Source organism: Actinoplanes subtropicus, assembly GCF_000721705.1.
In the GTDB taxonomy this organism is placed as follows: Bacteria; Actinomycetota; Actinomycetes; order Mycobacteriales; family Micromonosporaceae; genus Actinoplanes; species Actinoplanes subtropicus.
Genome location: NZ_JOJL01000014.1, coordinates 156,259 through 172,605, shown reverse-complemented (window position 1 = coordinate 172,605; position 16,347 = coordinate 156,259). Strand labels below are relative to the sequence as shown.

The following is a 16,347-nucleotide window of genomic DNA, read 5'->3' as shown; positions in this document are numbered from 1 at the left end:
GCATACGGGCCGGCAACGGCACCAGGTGTGAAATCACTGGCATGAGTCGCATGCGGACTGCCCGAGCCATGCGCCCGGCGATCACCGCGCCGGGTGTCGCCACCGTCGTCGTCGTCATGGTGCTGCTGGCGTTCCTGGCATACCTGTCGACCGGCCCGGCGGTGGCCACGTTCGGCGATCTGGTGCGTGGCCATGGCGGCACGGCCGCCGAGGCGGAGGGCGGCCTCCCGGCCGGCGTGACGGTGTTCGACGACCGCTATCCGGGCGTGGCCAACCTCGATCCCGATCTGCTGCACGCCCTGCGAACGGCGGCCGGGGACGCTGCCCGGGACGGCGTGAAATTCCAGGTCAACAGCGGGTGGCGAGCCCCGGCGTACCAGGATCGGCTGTTGCGCGAGGCAATCGCGAAGTACGGCTCGGAGCAGGCGGCGGCCCGGTGGGTGGCGCCGGTGAACAAGTCGGCCCACGTGTCGGGCGACGCGGTCGACATCGGGCCCGACACCGCCGAGAGCTGGCTGTCCGAACACGGCACCGGTTATGGGCTGTGCCAGATCTATGCCAACGAGCCCTGGCATTTCGAGCTTCGCCCGGGCGCGATCGGCCGGGGCTGCCCCGCCCAGTACGCCGACGCCGCCCAGGATCCGAGGATGGGCAGCTGACCATATCGTGGGTGACCTGAACGTATCGTCGGCATATCGAAAACCGCATACGCCCCGGCAACATCGTCTTCTCTCTACTTGAAAAGATGACCGTACGAACCCGAGACCTGCCCTCGTCGTGCCACCCGGTCGTCTCGGGGACAGGAGTCACCCTGTACGGATGCGGCCCGGACGAGGCCGCCTTGTTCCGCGAACTGGCGCCGCGCTTCGGCGTGGTCCTGACGATCACGGATGCGCCGGCATCGGAGGCCAACGCCGAGCTGGCGCGGGGAAATCGGTGCATCAGCATCGGTCATAAGACTCGCATCACCGACGGCACGCTGCGTGCACTGAGTCGAGTCGGTGTCGAGTACATTTCGACCCGAAGCATCGGCCGCAATCACATCGACGTGGGCTATGCCCAGAGTCTCGGTATCACGGTCGGTAATGTCGTCTACTCGCCGGACAGCGTGGCCGACTATACGCTGATGCTCATGCTGATGGCCGTCCGTCAGGTGAAGTCCATGATCCGCCGCACGGACGCCCATGACTACAGGCTGGGCGACAAACGGGGGAAAGAACTGCGAGATCTGACCGTCGGGGTCGTCGGAACCGGACGCATCGGCTCCGCGGTGATAGACCGACTCCTGGGTTTCGGCTGCCTGGTGCTCGCCCACGACAGCACCCCGGCGACCTCCGCCCATTACGTCCCGCTCGACGAGTTGCTGCGGGAGAGTGACATTGTCACACTGCACACCCCGCTGACCCCCGAAACGCACCACCTCCTTGATCGGCAAAGTATCGCCCGCATGCGGAAAGGCGCATACGTCATCAACACCGGGCGTGGCTCGCTCATCGACACCGGGGCGCTCATCGCGGCGCTCGAGAGCGAACAACTGGGTGGCGCGGCGCTGGACGTCATCGAAGGCGAGGAGGGCATCTTCTACGTCGACCGCCGCGGCGGGCCGATCGAAAACAAGGAGCTCCTGCGGCTGCAAGGCATGCCGAACGTGCTCATCAGCCCGCACCTGGCTTTCTACACCGACCACGCTCTGCGGGACACCGTCGAGAACAGTATTGTCAACTGCATCGACTTCGAAACGGGGAACCGATGAAAAATGAATTCGCCTTCGTGGACGAGTTGGTACCGGGAATACGGTGGGATGCCAAGTACGCCACCTGGGACAACTTCACCGGCAAACCCGTCGACGGCTACCTGTCCAATCGCATCGTCGGTACGACCGCGTTGTGCTCGGCACTGGACGACGCACAGAAGAGGGCCGCGTCCCTCGGCTTCGGCCTGGTTCTCTGGGACGGTTACCGGCCGCAGCGCGCCGTAGACTGCTTTCTGCGCTGGGCACAACAGCCGGAGGACGGCCGGACGAAGCTCCGGCACTATCCGAACATCACCCGGCCCGAGATGTTCGACAAAGGGTACGTGGCGGCCAAGTCGGGTCACAGCAGGGGCAGTACCGTCGACCTGACCCTCTACGTCCTGGCCACCGGTGAACTCGTCCCGATGGGCGGCGACCACGACCTGATGGATCCGATCTCTCATCACGGAGCTGCCGGAATCACGCCGGCCGAGGCGAAGAACCGCGAATTGATCTGCTCCATCATGGAGAGCAGCGGGTTCGTCCGGTACCCCTACGAGTGGTGGCACTACTCGCTGGAGAACGAGCCCTATCCCGACGAATATTTTGATTTCCCGATCGTGGTGCCCGTCGATCAGCGGCGAGAGCGAGGATAGCTCGCGGCCGGGCGCCACCTAGGCACCTTGGTCTCCCGGGCCGTCGGCATCGCGCGTCAAGTCGATGCGGTAGCCGACGCCCGGCACCGTGGCGATGATCCACGGTTCGCCGAGACGTTTTCGCAGTGCGGAGACGGTGATGCGAACCGCGTTGGTGAACGGGTCGGCATTTCCGTCCCACGCCCGTTCCAACAGCTCCTCGGCGCTGATGACGCCGCCTTCGGCGGCCACCAGGACCTCCAGTACGGCGAACTGTTTCCGGGTGAGCGCGACGTACCGGCCGTCGCGGAACACCTCGCGGCGGAATGAGTCCAGGCGCAGGCCTGCCATCTCCCACACGGGGGGCCGGTTGTGGGCTCGCCTGCGGTTGAGCGCCCGCAACCGGAGGACGAGTTCGCGCAGTTCGAACGGCTTGGTGAGGTAGTCGTCGGCGCCGAGTTCGAATCCGGTGGCCTTGTCGTCCAGCCGGTCGGCGGCGGTGAGCATGAGAATGGGCAGGCCGCTGCCGGAGGCGACGATGCGTTCGGCGATCTCGTCGCCGGACGGGCCGGGAACGTCGCGGTCCAGGATGGCGATGTCGTAGGAGTTGTCGCTCAGTAACGTCAGGGCGGTCTCGCCGTCCCGGGCGATGTCGGCCGCGATCGCCTCCAGCCGGAGCCCGTCGCGGATGGCTTCCGCCATGTAGGCCTCGTCCTCGACGACCAGCACACGCATGGGATCTATAGTATGGGTCACCGCAATGCCACCCAAAGCCTCTCCTGCCGCGGCTGGTGAGCCTCACCCCTGTCGAGGGTGCCTCCCGCTTTCGAAGTCGACGCAGTTGAGGAGACTGTTCTCGACCGTGTCACTCAGCGCGCGATCGGTGTGGTGAGCCACCCGCGGGCTGATGAGCACATTCGGCATTTCCCGCAGCCGGGACAGCACCGGGCTCTCGTATTCGGGAACGTCCAGTGCCGCACCACCCAATTGGCCGCTGTCCAGCGCCAGGACGAGAGCCTCGGTGTCGAGGAGCGCGCCGCGCCCGGTATTGATGACGACCGCGCCCGGCTTCATCTGCGCGATGCGCCGAGCGTCGAGCAGATGGCGGGTCGCCGGGGTGAGCGGGGTGTGGATCGTCACGATGTCGCTCTGTCGCAGCAGGTCGTCGAGCGGCACGTAGTGGGCGTAGGCAGCCGGACAGTCGTCGTGAGCCAGTACGAGACAACCGAAGCCCCACAGCCGGTCCATGACGGCCGAGCCGACACCTCCGGTTCCGATCACCCCGACGGTCAGATCGCGGAGTTCCCGTCCGCGGAGGTCGTTCAGCCGGTAGTCGTGGGCGTCCATGCGCCGGACCACGGATCTCGCGTGACGCAGGGTCATCAGCATCAGCATCACGGTGTAATCGGCCACGCCGTCCGGCGAGTAGCCGACATCGCCGACGGTGATGCCGACGCTTTCCGCGTACCCCACATCGATGTGGTCGTAGCCGACGCTCCGGGTCGACACGTACCGCACGCCGACGCGGCGGAGTGCGCGAAGCGTGCCCTTCGCGACGTGCGCGTCACGGCCGACGCTGACGCATCGGTTGCCGAGTGCCAGCTCGGCATTGGCCGCGGAGACCGGCGCCGCGGTGATGGTCGGCAGGACACCGAAGCGAGGTGCCAGCTCGTCGAAGAGAACGGCCTCCGCGGGACTGCATCCGTAGATCGTGAATCCGGTCGTGGCGACGGCCGGGGAGCATGACGACGCCAGCGGCCGGAACCGGGGAAGTGCTGGTTCGCGGTAACTCATGTCGCCAGTCAAACGAGGATGACGTTGTCCGCGCGTATCCGCTTTTCGATATGCACACGATAGGTTTCGCCCCCATGTTTCGCCTCCATGAGAGAGGCGACAACGGGTCGTGATCCGGCTGTCCAAGCGTCGAAAATGCTCGCTTGGACCGCCTCGTGGACACCGGCCCCGTTCCGCATGATGGATCTCGCTTACCTGACGTGTCGTGATGACGGATAGGCAGGAAGGGACCGGATCAATGAATGAGTTGAGGGAGTCGGACGACGTATACCGTCGTTTTCAGCTGATCGTCAATGGCCCGGCGTTGTTCAACGCCGTGGTGACCGGCGTCGAGCTGGGGGTGTTCGACTTCCTCTCCGGCCGTGGCACAGCCACCGCGGCCGAGCTTGTCGAGTTCACCGGGATGGAGCCGCACAAGCTGCGGGTGCTCATGCTCGGGCTGACCGCCTCCGGTCTGGCCACGAAGACGGCCGGCGCGTACGCCAACCACCCGGTTGCCGAACGCCTGCTCGCCGCCACCGGCCCGGAGAGCTGGCGCCACATCCTGCGCAGCTGGAAGACGCTGTACTACCCCGCCTTCCACCAGATGACCACAGCCCTGACCGCCGGTACGAACAGCGGCATCGACGCCCATGAGGGCACCGAGGGGACCCTGTACGAGCGCCTGGCCCACGACGCGGAGCTGGCCGAGATCTTCCACTCGGCCATGTCGGCCTTCACCCTGCAGACCATGCCCGGCCTGCTGGACAACCTCGACGTCGCGGCGACCCGGCACCTTCTGGACGTCGGCGCCGGAGCCGGCACGAACTGCACCCACCTGCTGCGTGCCCACGAGCACCTCACCGCCACGCTGCTCGACCTCCCGAACGTCATCGACATGGCCAAGACCCGCCTTCCGGCCGATCTCACCGGCCGGGTCGAGTTCTGCTCGTCCGACATGCTCGCCGACCCGTTCCCGGCCGGCCCCGACCATGTGCTGTTCAGCCACGTCCTGGACACCGTCTCGGCCGAGCAGGCGATGGCGCTGGTGACCAAGGCGTTCGAGGTGCTGCCGTCGGGCGGCAGGATCTCGGTGTACGGGTTCAGCGCCGCCGACGACGAGCGGGGCGGCCCGCTGGCTGCCCGGCTGTCGCTCTACCTGAACATCCTTGCCACCGGCCGGGGCATGGCCTGGCCGGTGCCGGAGATCGCGGCGTGGCTGCGGCGGGCCGGATGCGAGCGGGTCGAGGCCGTCGGCGATCTGCCGTTCGAGCACGCGCTGGTCGCCGGTACCAAGCCCTAGAAAGGCGGATCCGCGACCACACGCCCGGCCGGCGGTCAGTCCAAGTGTCCGGAAGGCTCGCTTGGACTGCCTCGTGGACATCGACTCCGATCAGCATGATTCGAACGGCGAGCCGACGCACCAGAGGTGGTGAAGGGCACGATGAATTCCGCAGCACACGCCACACCGACGGTCCTCGATCTGCTTGCCCGGCAGGTGGAACAGCGGCCCGACGCGGTGGCCGTGGTCGACGGGAAGCGGATTCTGACGTACCGGCAGCTGGACGAGCTTGCGGGTCGGATGTCCCGGCGTTTGGCCGGCCGCGGGGTCCGCCGGGGCGACCGTGTCGCGGTCATGATGGACCGCTCGGCCGACCTGGTGGTGACCCTTTGCGCCGTGTGGCGGACAGGGGCGGCGTACGTGCCGGTGGACGCCGCCTACCCCACGCGGCGGGTGTCGTTCATGGTGGCCGACTCCGGCACGTCCCTGATGGTGTGCTCGCCCGCGACGCGCGCCGGCGTGCCGGAGGGAATCGAGTCGATCGTGGTCACCGGCGAAGACGCCGGCGGCGTGCCGCGGGTTGCGGCGCGCCCGGGCGACCTCGCGTACGTCATGTACACCTCCGGATCGACGGGCACGCCGAAGGGCGTGGCCGTCCCGCATCGGAGCGTTGCCGAGTTGGTGGGCAGCCCCGGCTGGTCGGTCGAGCCCGGCGACGCGATTCTCATGCACGCGCCGTACGCCTTCGACGCTTCCCTGTTCGAGATCTGGGTGCCGCTGGTGTCGGGCGCCCGGGTGGTGATCGCCGAGCCGGGCCCGGTGGATGCCCGGCGCCTGCGCGAGGCGGTCGCGGCCGGGGTGACGAGGGTGCACCTGACGGCGGGGAGCTTCCGCGCGGTCGCGGAGGAGTCCGCCGAGTCGTTCGCGGGTCTCCATGAGGTGCTGACCGGCGGCGATGTGGTACCCCTGCGCGCGGTGGAGACCGTACGGGCGTCCTGTCCCCGGGCGCGCATCCGCCATCTGTACGGCCCGACGGAGACAACCCTCTGCGCTACCTGGCATCTGCTCGAGCCCGGTGACGTACCGGGCGCGGTGCTGCCGATCGGCCGTCCGCTGCCGGGCCGCCGCGCGTACGTTCTCGACGCGTCGCTGCGGCCCGTGGCGCCGGGCGTGGTGGGAGATCTCTATCTCTCCGGCGCCGGTCTGGCGGACGGTTACCTGGACCGAGCGGGGCTGACCGCGGAGCGGTTCGTCGCCGATCCGTCCGTACCCGGCAAGAGGATGTACCGTACCGGGGATCTCGCCCGGTGGAGCGACGACGGTGCGCTGGTCTTCGCGGGGCGGGGCGACGACCAGGTCAAGGTCCGCGGGTTCCGGATCGAGCCCGGCGAGGTCGAGGCCGCGTTGACGGCTCAGCGCGAGGTCCGCGAGGCCCTGGTGACGGTCGTCGATGAGCGCCTGATCGCCTATGTGGTGGCGGCCGCGGATACCGATCCTGTTCTCATCCGGGAGCGACTGGCCGCGGTGCTGCCGGTGTACATGGTCCCGGCCGTGGTGGTCCCGCTGGCGGCGCTGCCCCTGACCGGGAACGGCAAGGTGGATCGCGCGGCGCTGCCGGCGCCCGTCTTCGTGGCGAAGGCGACGGGCCGGGAACCCGGCACCGAGTCGGAGGGCGTCCTGTGCGGCCTGTTCGCCGAGGTGCTCGGCCTCGACCGGGTCGGCGTCGACGAGAACTTCTTCGAGCTGGGCGGCGACTCGATCACCGCCATGCGGCTCGCGGCCCGCGCGTCGAAGGCCGCCCTGTCGGTCACGACCGCCCAGATCTTCGGCGAGCGGACTCCCGCCCGGCTGGCCGCCGTGGCGCGCGCCGTACCGCCCGGCGAACCGCTCGTCCGGCCGCTGGTCACGATGACGGCGGAGGACGAGGCGGAGCTGGCGGTCGCCGTCCCGGAAGCGCGCGAGGTCTGGCCGGCGGCGCCGCTCCAGGAGGGGTTGCTCTTCCAGTCGACCCTCGACGACGAGGGTCCGGACATCTACCAGGCCCAGTGGATCCTGGAATGGCACGGGCCGGTGGACGTCGCCCGGCTGCGGGCCGCGTGGGATGAGGTCTTCGCGCGGCATCCCGAATTACGGGTGAGCTTTCACCGGCTGGCGTCCGGCAACTCGGTGCAGGCCGTCGCCGGGCACGTCGAGCTGCCGTGGCGAGAGGTGGATCTGACCGGTGCGGGCGACATCGACGCTGCCGTCGAGGCCCTGGCCGGACGGGAACAGGAGCAGCGGTTCGATCTGGCCCGGGCGCCGTTGTTCCGGTTCGTGCTGATCCGGTACGGCGAGGGCCGGCACCGGCTGCTGGTCGTCCATCACCACATCCTGACCGACGGCTGGTCGGTATCGATCATCCTCAACGAGGTGGCGGAGGCATACGCCGCCGGGGAGTTGCCGGATCGGACGCGGGTGGCGTCCTATCGCGACTACCTGGCCTGGCTGGACCGGCAGGACCGGGCGGCGGCCCGGGTGGCCTGGCGGGCGGAGCTGTCCGGCCTCGACGAACCCACGACGATCGCCAGGGCGGCCGCCGGGACGGATTACGAGTACCGCGTCGCTTACTTGACGCCGGATCTGCTCGCCCGGCTGACCGAGTTGACCCGCCGTTACTCGCTGACGCTGAACACGGTGATGCAGGGCGCGTGGGCGATGGTGCTGGCGCGACTCGCACGGCGGTCCGAGGTGGTGTTCGGCACCACGATCGCCTGCCGTCCCGCGGAGCTCGCGGGGGTGGAGTCCATGCCGGGCCTGATGATGAACACGGTACCGGTCCGGGTGTCGCTCGACGGCCGGCAGAAGGTCGTCGACCTGCTCGCCGATCTGCAGCGCCGCCGGGCCGATCTGACGCCGCATCAGCATCTGGGGCTGCCGGAGATTCAGAAGGCGGCCGGCCCGGGCGCCGGGTTCGACACCCTGCTGGTGTTCGAGAACTATCCGCGAGACCACGCCGGCCGGTTCACCTATCTCGGCACGGTCGAGGGGACCCACTATCCGCTGACCCTGGGCATCCTGCCGGGCGACCACCTCCGGGTCCAGCTCATCTACCGGCCGGGACAGGTCGAGGAGACAGTGGCCGAATCGGTCCTGGGGTGGTTCGCCGGCGTTCTCGGCGAGCTGGCCGCCGATCCCTGCGGGCTGGTGGGCCGGACGGGCGTGGGCGAGGGCCGGGTGCCCGGCTTCGCCGGGGCGCCGGTGGTGGGGCTCTCCCTGCCCGCGTTGGTCGATCGGGTGGTTCGGCAGCGGCCGGACGATGTCGCCGTGGTCGACGGCGACGGCGAACTCACGTTCGCGGGGTTGTGGGACCGGGCCTCGGCGTTGGCGGCGGCGTTACGAGCACGCGAAGTGCGGCGGGAGAGCCGGGTCGGTGTGGTGGTCGGCCGCGGGGCGTGGTCGGTCGTCGGGATGCTGGGGGTGTCGCTGGCCGGGGGTGCCTTCGTGCCGGTGGACCCCGACTATCCCGCCGAACGCCTGGCGTGGATTCTCGGCGACGCCGATCCGGTGGCGGTGGTCTGCGTGGGGGCGACGCGCTCGGCGGTGCCGGGCGAATTCGCGGATCGGCTGGTCGTGGCCGACGAAGTGGATCCCGCCGGCGGCTCCGACGCGCCGCTGCCGTGGGCGGGCCCGGACGACGCGGCGTACGTGATCTACACCTCGGGGTCGACGGGCACGCCGAAGGGGGTCGTCGTTCCGCACACCGGGCTGGGCAATCTGGCGGCGGCGCAGATCGACCGGTTCGGTGTGTCCGAGTCCTCGAGGGTCCTGCAGTTCGCGGCCCTGGGCTTCGACGCCGTGGTTTCGGAGATGTTGATGGCGCTGCTGTCGGGGGCCACGCTGGTGCTGGCACCCGCGCGGGACATGCCGCCCCGGGTGTCGCTGGCCGAGGCGCTGGAGCGGTGGGAGGTCACGCACGTGACCGTTCCGCCGACGGTGCTGGCCACGGCCGATGCGCTGCCGGAGCGGCTGGAGACCGTGGTGGTGGCGGGGGAGTCCTGCCCGCCGAGCCTGGCCGAGCGCTGGTCGGCGGGACGCCGGTTGGTCAACGCGTACGGGCCGACGGAGACCACGGTGTGCGCGACGATGAGCCCGCCGCTGGCGCCGGGCCGGGACGTGGTCCCGATCGGGATGCCGATCGCGGGCAGCCGCTGTTACGTGCTCGACGCTTTCCTGCGGCCGCTGCCCCCCGGGATCACCGGTGAGCTGTATGTGGCCGGGTGCGGGCTGGCCCGGGGCTACCTGAACCGGGCGGGGCTGACGGCTGAGCGGTTCGTGGCCGATCCGTTCGCCTCGGGGGAGCGGATGTATCGGACCGGAGACCTGGCGTACCGGACGGACCGCGGCGAGTTGGTGTTCGCCGGGCGCGCGGATGACCAGGTGAAGGTTCGCGGGTTTCGGGTGGAGCCCGGCGAGGTCGAGTCGGTTCTGACCGGCTACCCGGGGGTGACCCGGGCCGCCGTGACCGTCCGCGAGGACCGGCTGCTGGCCTATGTGTCTCCGGGTGAGATCGACCCGCAGGCGGTACGGGAGGATCTCGCGTCGCGGTTGCCCCCGCATCTGGTGCCCGCGATGGTGGTGGCGCTCGGAACGCTGCCCACCACCCCGAACGGGAAGCTCGATCGGAGCGCGCTGCCCGATCCCGATTTTGCGGCCGGTCCGGCGGTCCGGGAGCCGCGCACCGACGTCGAGCGGGCGATGTGCGATCTGTTCGCCGAGGTGCTGGGCCTGGAGCGGGTGAGCGTCGACGACAGCTTCTTCGAGGTGGGCGGGGACTCCATTTCGTCGATGCAACTGGTCGCGCGGGCTCGGCGGGCCGGGCTGGCCTTCATCGCCCGTGACGTCTTCGAGCTGAGGACGCCGGAGCGGCTTGCCCGGCTGGTGGCGGAGTCGCGGCGGTCGCAATCCGATCAGGCCGCGCCGGCCGACGGTGTCGGCCAGGTCGGGTGGACGCCGGTGATGCGGATGCTGGGCGACGGCGTCGTGCGGGCCGGGTTCGCGCAGTGGGTGGTGGCGGGCGCGCCCGCGGATCTGGTCCCTGAGGTGTTGGTCGCGGGGTTGGCGGCCGTGATCGATGTCCACGACGTGCTGCGGATGCGGGCGGAGCCGGGGCGGTTGGTGGTGGGCGAGCGCGGTTCGGTGGACGTGGCGGGGCTGGTCGAGCGGGTCCCGGCCGGTGCCGGGGAGGCGGACGAGATCGCGGACCGCGTCGCCCGGTCGGCGGCCGCCGGGCTGGCCCCGGAGAACGGTGCGGTGTTCCGGGTGGTGTGGGTGGATGCGGGCCCCGGCCGGATCGGCCGGCTCGTACTGGTGGCGCACCACCTCGTGGTCGATGCGGTGTCGTGGGGTGTTCTGCTGCCGGACCTGCGGACGGCCTGCGAAGCCGTGGCGGCGGGCGGGAAACCGGCGCTCGACCCGGTCGACATCTCGTTCCGGCGGTGGGCGCGACTGCTGGGCGAGTGGGCTGTCTCCACGGAGCGGGTGGGGGAACTGGCGGCGTGGATGGAGGTTCTCGGCGGGGCGGAACCATGGTTCGGCGACGTCGACCGCACCCGTGCCGCCGCGTCCGGGACGGAACGCCGATCGTGGGCCCTGGCGCGCGACCTGACCGGCGTACTCGTCGAGAAGGTGACCTCGGCCTTCCACTGTGGGATCAACGAGGTGCTGCTGGCCGGATTGGCGGCCGCGGTGGCGCGGTGGCGCGGCGTGGATGTCGCGCTGGTCGATGTGGAGGGTCATGGCCGGCATCCGATCGCGGGGACCGATCTGTCCCGGACGGTGGGCTGGTTCACCAGCGTGCATCCGGTGCGCCTGGAGGTGGGCGGCATCGATCTGACGGATGTGCTCGCCGGTGGTCCGGCGGCCGGCAAGTTGCTGAAGGCGGTGAAGGAGCAGTCGCGAGCGGTGCCGGGCGACGGGCTGGGCTTCGGCCTGTTGCGTTTCCTCAACGACGAGACCGGACCGATGCTGGCGGCGCTTCCGTCGCCGGAGATCGCGTTCAACTACCTGGGCCGGTTCCCCGCTGGTGCCCGCGATGGCGCGGTGCGGCCGTGGCGGCAGATCGGCGCCATCGGCGGCGCGATGGATTCGGCGATGAGCCTGCCCCACCCGCTGGAGGTCAATGCGATCGTCCAGGACACGCGGGACGGCCCGGAGCTGACGCTGATGCTGAGCTGGCCGGCGGACCGGTTCGACGTGACGGAGATCGAACGCTTCGGCCGGACCTGGTCGCAGATGTTGTCCGGACTCGCCCTTCAGGTCGCCGACCCTTCGGCGGGCGGGCACACCACGTCCGACTTCGACCTCCTTGATCTGGAGCAGGACGAAATCGAAGCCTTCGAGGCGATCGCCGCCGACCTTGGTGGAGGCATGACATCGTGACTACCTCGGCGACATCCCCCGCATCGGCGCTTGCGGAAGTCTGGCCGCTGTCCCCGACGCAGGAGGGGATGGTCTATCACAGCTCGTTCGACGACGCGGCTCCCGACCTCCATCTCATCCAGGAATCGCAGTTCATCGACGGGCCGCTGGACGCGGCGTTGTTCCGCCGGTCCTGGGAGGTCCTCCTCGACCGGCACGCGGCTCTCCGCGCGTGCTTTCACCGGCGGAAGTCCGGTGAAACCGTCCAGCTGATTCCCCGGCGGGTCGAGCTCCCCTGGGCCGAGTACGACCTGTCGGATCTGGCCGAGAACGACGCGTCGGCCGAGGTGGAGGTGATCGCGGAGAAGGAGCGCGCCCGGAAATTCGACCTGGCGAAGGCTCCTCTGCTGCGGCTGGTGCTGATCCGGCTCGGCCCGGCGAGACACTGCCTGATCACTACCAGCCACCATGTGCTGACGGATGGGTGGTCGCAGGGGATTCTGCGCTCCGATCTCCTCGACATCTACGAGGCGGGTGGTGTCCTCACCGGACTGAAGCCCGCCGGCTCCTACCGTGACTATCTGGCCTGGCTGAACCGGCAGGACAAGGAGGCCGCCCGGGCGGCATGGCGGGCCGAGCTGTCCGGCGCCGACGGATCGGCGCTGGGCACTCCCGAAGCGCCCGGGAAGGCGCCGGAACTGCCGGCCCGGCGCGTGATCCGCCATTCGCCGGAGTTCACTTCCGCACTCGTCCGGTTCGCCCGCCGTCACGAGCTGACGCTGAACACCTTGGTGCAAGGGGCGTGGGCGTTGGTGCTGAGCCGGCTGGCGCGGCGGACGGACGTGGTCTTCGGCGCTACGGTCGCGGGCCGTCCACCCGAGCTGCCCGGCGTGGAGGAGTGCGCGGGGCTGTTCATCAACACCGTGCCGGTCCGCGTACGGCTGGACGGCGCACAGCCGGTGCTGCGGATGCTGACGGAGTTGCAGCAGCGGCAGTCCGCGCTCATCACGCATCACCATCTCGGGTTGCCGGAGATCCAGAAGCTGGGCGGGGCGAGCTTCGACACGATCCTGGTCTTCGAGAACTACGCCGATCCGGCCGCGGCGTCGGGCGGCGCTCGCCGCCTTCGCCTGACGCTGCGGGATTATCACCAGGCATCGCCGTACGCGATCGCTCTGGGTGTCACCCCCGGCGAGAGCCTTCAGACCGAGGCGCAGTACCACCCGGAGATGGTCGGCGTCCGGGTGGCCGAGGACGCACTCGACGCGCTCACCCGCGTCCTGGGGCGCATCATCGCCGAGCCGGAGGCCCCGGTCGGCCGCCTGGACGTGGTCGGAGCGGCCGACCGTGAGCTGACGGTCGAGCGGTGGAACCGGACCGGCGAGGCCGTGCGCGCATCGTCACCCGTCGAGCTGTTCCGCCGGCAGGCGGCGAAGGCGCCGGACGCGACGGCGATGGTGGCCGGGGAGCGGTCCTGGTCGTTCCGGGAGCTCGACGAGTGGTCCGGCCGGCTGGCGCGGGCCCTGATCGACCGGGGCGTGCGGCGCGGCGACCGCGTCGCCGTGATGCTGGAGCGATCGGCCGAGGTGCTGGCCGCCTGGCTCGGGGTGTGGCGGGCCGGCGCCGCGTTCGTGCCGGTCGATCCCGGTTACCCGCCCGACCGGGTGGCGTTCATGCTGGCCGACTCGGGGGTCTCGATGGTGCTGGGCCGGGCCGGGGCGTCCGCCGCGATACCGCCGGACTACGAGTGGCTGGCGGTCGAGGAGGCCGGCTCGCACACGGGTGATGTCCCGCCGGTCGTGATCGGGCCGGCCGACCTGGCGTACGTGATGTACACCTCCGGATCGACCGGTACGCCGAAGGGCGTGGCGATCCCGCACGGCGGCGTGGCCGCGCTGGCGGGCGATCCGGGCTGGGAGATGAGCCCCGGTGACACGGTGCTGATGCATGCCCCGCACACCTTCGACGCGTCGTTGTTCGACGTGTGGGTGCCGCTGCTGTCGGGCGCGCGGGTGATGATCGCCGAGCCGGGCGTGGTCGACGCGGCGCGCCTCGCGGCCCATGTGGCGGACGGCCTCACCGCGGTGAACTTCACCGCGGGTCAGTTCCGGGCGCTGGCCCAGGAGTCGCCGGAGTCCTTCGCCGGGCTCCGCGCCGTGTCGACGGGCGGAGACGTGGTGCCGATCGGCGCGCTGGAGCGGGTACGCCAGGCCTGCCCGCGGCTACGCGTCTGGCATTCGTACGGCCCGACCGAGACGACGCTGTGCGCGTCCTGGATGACGATCGAGCCGGGCGACCGGATCGGGCCGGTGCTGCCGATCGGCCGGCCGCTGCCGGGCCGGCGGCTGTACGTACTCGATGTCTTCCTGCGTCCGCTGCCGCCGGGCGTCGCGGGCGATCTCTACCTGGCGGGCGCCGGGCTGGCCCGTGGGTACCTGGGCAGTCCGGCGTTGACCGGCGAGCGCTTCGTCGCCGATCCGTTCGCCTCGGGTGAGCGGATGTATCGGACCGGGGACGTGGCGTACTGGACCGACGACGGCGAGCTGGTGTTCGCCGGGCGGGCCGACAACCAAGTCAAGATCCGCGGCTATCGGGTGGAGCCGGGCGAGATCGAAACGGCGCTGACCGAGCAGCCGGGCGTCGACCAGGCGGTGGTCCTGGCCCGGGACGAACGCCTGATCGGCTATGTGGTCTCCGGCACCGGGGTGGATCCGGTGCGACTCCGCGAACAGGTGGCGAGGACCTTGCCGAGCTACCTGGTGCCGGCGGCGGTGCTGGTGCTCGACGCGCTGCCGGTGACGGTGAACGGCAAGGTGGACCGGGAGGCGTTGCCCGACCCCGACTTCGGCGCCCTCGTCTCGGAGCGGGAGCCGGCAACCCCGGCCGAACGGGTGTTGTGCGGCCTGTTCGCCGAGGTGCTCGGCCTCGAGCGGGTCGGCGTGGAGGACAGCTTCTTCGAGCTGGGCGGAGACTCGATCACCTCGATGCGACTCGCCGCGCGGGCCCGCCGCGACGGACTGATCTTCGGCGCGCGCGAGGTGTTCGAGCACCGGACGCCGGCCGGGATCGCGGCGGTCGTCGAACCGGGGAACGAGCCACCGTCCGGCGCGGCCGGCGACGTGCCGTGGACCCCCGTGGCCCGGCTGCTGGGCGACGGAGTGCTGGCCGCCGGGTTCGCCCAGTGGGTGGTGGTCGCCGTGCCCGCGGACCTCACCGAGGAGGTGCTGCGCGCCGGGTTGGCGGCCGTGGTGGACCGGCACGACATGTTGCGGCTGCGAGCGCGGCCGGGACGGCTGGTGGTGGGTGCCCCCGGGTCGGTGGACGCGGCCGATCTGGTGCGGCGGGTGCCGGTCGGCCGGGCCGCGGTCGATGACGTCGCGCGGGCGGCGGTGCGAGCCGCGGTGGGGCGGTTGCGGCCGGCGGACGGCACGGTGGTGCAAGCGGAGTGGGTCGATGCGGGGCCGGACCGGCTGGGCCGCTTGGTGATGGCCGTGCATCACCTCGCGGTCGACGAGGAGTCGTGGCGGGTTCTGGTGCCGGATGTGCGAGCGGCCTGCGAGGCGTTGGCGGCGGGGCGGGAACCGGCTCCGCCCCCGGTGCCGGTCTCGTTCCGCCGATGGGCGGCGCGGCTGGGCGAGTGGGCGGTCACCCCGGAGCGGGTCGCCGAGCTGGCGGGCTGGCACGCGATCGCCGGCGTCGAGGACCGGCCGATCGCCGGTCCGGGACCGGCGAGCGGCGAGACCTGTTCGCGGTCCTGGACGATGTCGGGGCCGGCGGCGTCGGCGCTGGTGGAACGGTTGCCGGCGGTGTTCTTCTGCGAGGTGCACGAGGTACTGCTGGCCGGGCTGGCCGGTGCGGTGGCGCGGTGGCGGGGCGGCGGCCCGGTGCTGGTCGACGTGGCGGAGCACGGCCGGCATTCGGTCGACGGGTGGGACCTGTCCCGGACGGTGGGCTGGTTCACCAGTGTGCACCCGGTCCGGCTGGATCTGGCGGCCATCGACTGGGCCGGCGTACCGGCCGGCGGCCGGGCGGCCGGAGAACTGCTGAAGGTCGTCAAGGAGCAGTCGCGGGCGGTGCCCGGCGATGGGCTCGGATACGGGATGCTGCGCTTCCTCAACCGGGAGACCCGGCCGGTGCTGGCGGCGTTGCCCGCGGCTCGGATCGGCTTCACCTACCGGGGCCGGCACGCCGCCGGTGTGCGGATGTGGCAGACCGTCGGCGGAGTGGACGGCGCGGCGGGTCCGGTCCCCGGCTCGCCGCATGCGCTCGAGGCGGTGGCAAAGGTCGAGGACGCGGCCGAGGGCCCGCGACTGACGTTGGTACTGAGCTGGCCGGGCGGCCTGCTGGCCGAGGAGGACGTCGAGCGGCTGGGCCGGGCATGGCTGGACACCTTGTCCGGACTGGCCGCTCAGGCGGACGATCCGTCGGCGGGGGGACATACCGCCTCCGACTTTGTCCTCGACCTGGACCAGGACGAGATCGAGGAGTTCGAGGCCGACTTCGGCGACGACCGCTGAGCCTTTTCTCTT

General features: G+C 70.6%; 8 protein-coding genes. 6 read left to right on the top strand and 2 right to left on the bottom strand.

Features of this window, described 5'->3' with window-relative positions:
- Positions 1–50 precede the first annotated feature (50 nt).
- The 3 genes from IH26_RS0120830 to vanX all read left to right on the top strand — a co-directional run bounded on the left by IH26_RS0120830 (position 51) and on the right by vanX (position 2,388).
- Entirely contained in the window at positions 51–659 is a 609-nt protein-coding gene (locus tag IH26_RS0120830; protein WP_211268716.1) for a M15 family metallopeptidase, read from the top strand.
- 86 nt (positions 660–745) lie between these two features.
- On the top strand, positions 746–1,753 hold the full coding sequence (locus tag IH26_RS0120825; protein ID WP_063763716.1) for a D-isomer specific 2-hydroxyacid dehydrogenase family protein: 1,008 nt from the start codon (positions 746–748) through the stop codon (positions 1,751–1,753).
- On the top strand, positions 1,750–2,388 hold the full coding sequence (gene vanX, locus IH26_RS0120820; protein WP_030437898.1) for a D-Ala-D-Ala dipeptidase VanX: 639 nt from the start codon (positions 1,750–1,752) through the stop codon (positions 2,386–2,388). Before IH26_RS0120825 ends, vanX begins: the two co-directional genes overlap by 4 nt.
- Before the next feature lie 18 nt (positions 2,389–2,406).
- On the opposite strand, the gene IH26_RS0120815 is transcribed toward vanX, so the two are convergent.
- On the bottom strand, positions 2,407–3,102 hold the full coding sequence (locus IH26_RS0120815; protein ID WP_030437897.1) for a response regulator transcription factor: 696 nt from the start codon (positions 3,100–3,102) through the stop codon (positions 2,407–2,409).
- Positions 3,103–3,165: 63 nt separating this feature from the next.
- Positions 3,166–4,161 (bottom strand): NAD(P)-dependent oxidoreductase, encoded by a 996-nt coding sequence (locus IH26_RS0120810; RefSeq protein WP_030437896.1) that lies wholly within the window; start codon positions 4,159–4,161, stop codon positions 3,166–3,168.
- A 238-nt stretch (positions 4,162–4,399) separates the two neighbouring features.
- On the opposite strand from IH26_RS0120810, the gene IH26_RS0120805 reads away from it, so the two are divergent.
- From IH26_RS0120805 to IH26_RS0120795, 3 genes are all read left to right on the top strand, one after another.
- Positions 4,400–5,443: a methyltransferase gene (locus IH26_RS0120805; protein WP_030437895.1), complete on the top strand. Its 1,044-nt coding sequence runs from the start codon at positions 4,400–4,402 to the stop codon at positions 5,441–5,443.
- 141 nt (positions 5,444–5,584) lie between these two features.
- Positions 5,585–11,839 carry a non-ribosomal peptide synthetase gene (locus IH26_RS0120800; protein WP_084598964.1) on the top strand — a complete coding sequence of 2,085 codons (6,255 nt, stop codon included), beginning with the start codon at positions 5,585–5,587 and terminating at the stop codon, positions 11,837–11,839.
- Positions 11,836–16,335, top strand: a complete 4,500-nt coding sequence (locus IH26_RS0120795) for an amino acid adenylation domain-containing protein (RefSeq protein WP_281179760.1) — start codon at positions 11,836–11,838, stop codon at positions 16,333–16,335. The genes IH26_RS0120800 and IH26_RS0120795 overlap by 4 nt, the downstream gene beginning before the upstream one ends.
- Positions 16,336–16,347 lie beyond the last annotated feature (12 nt).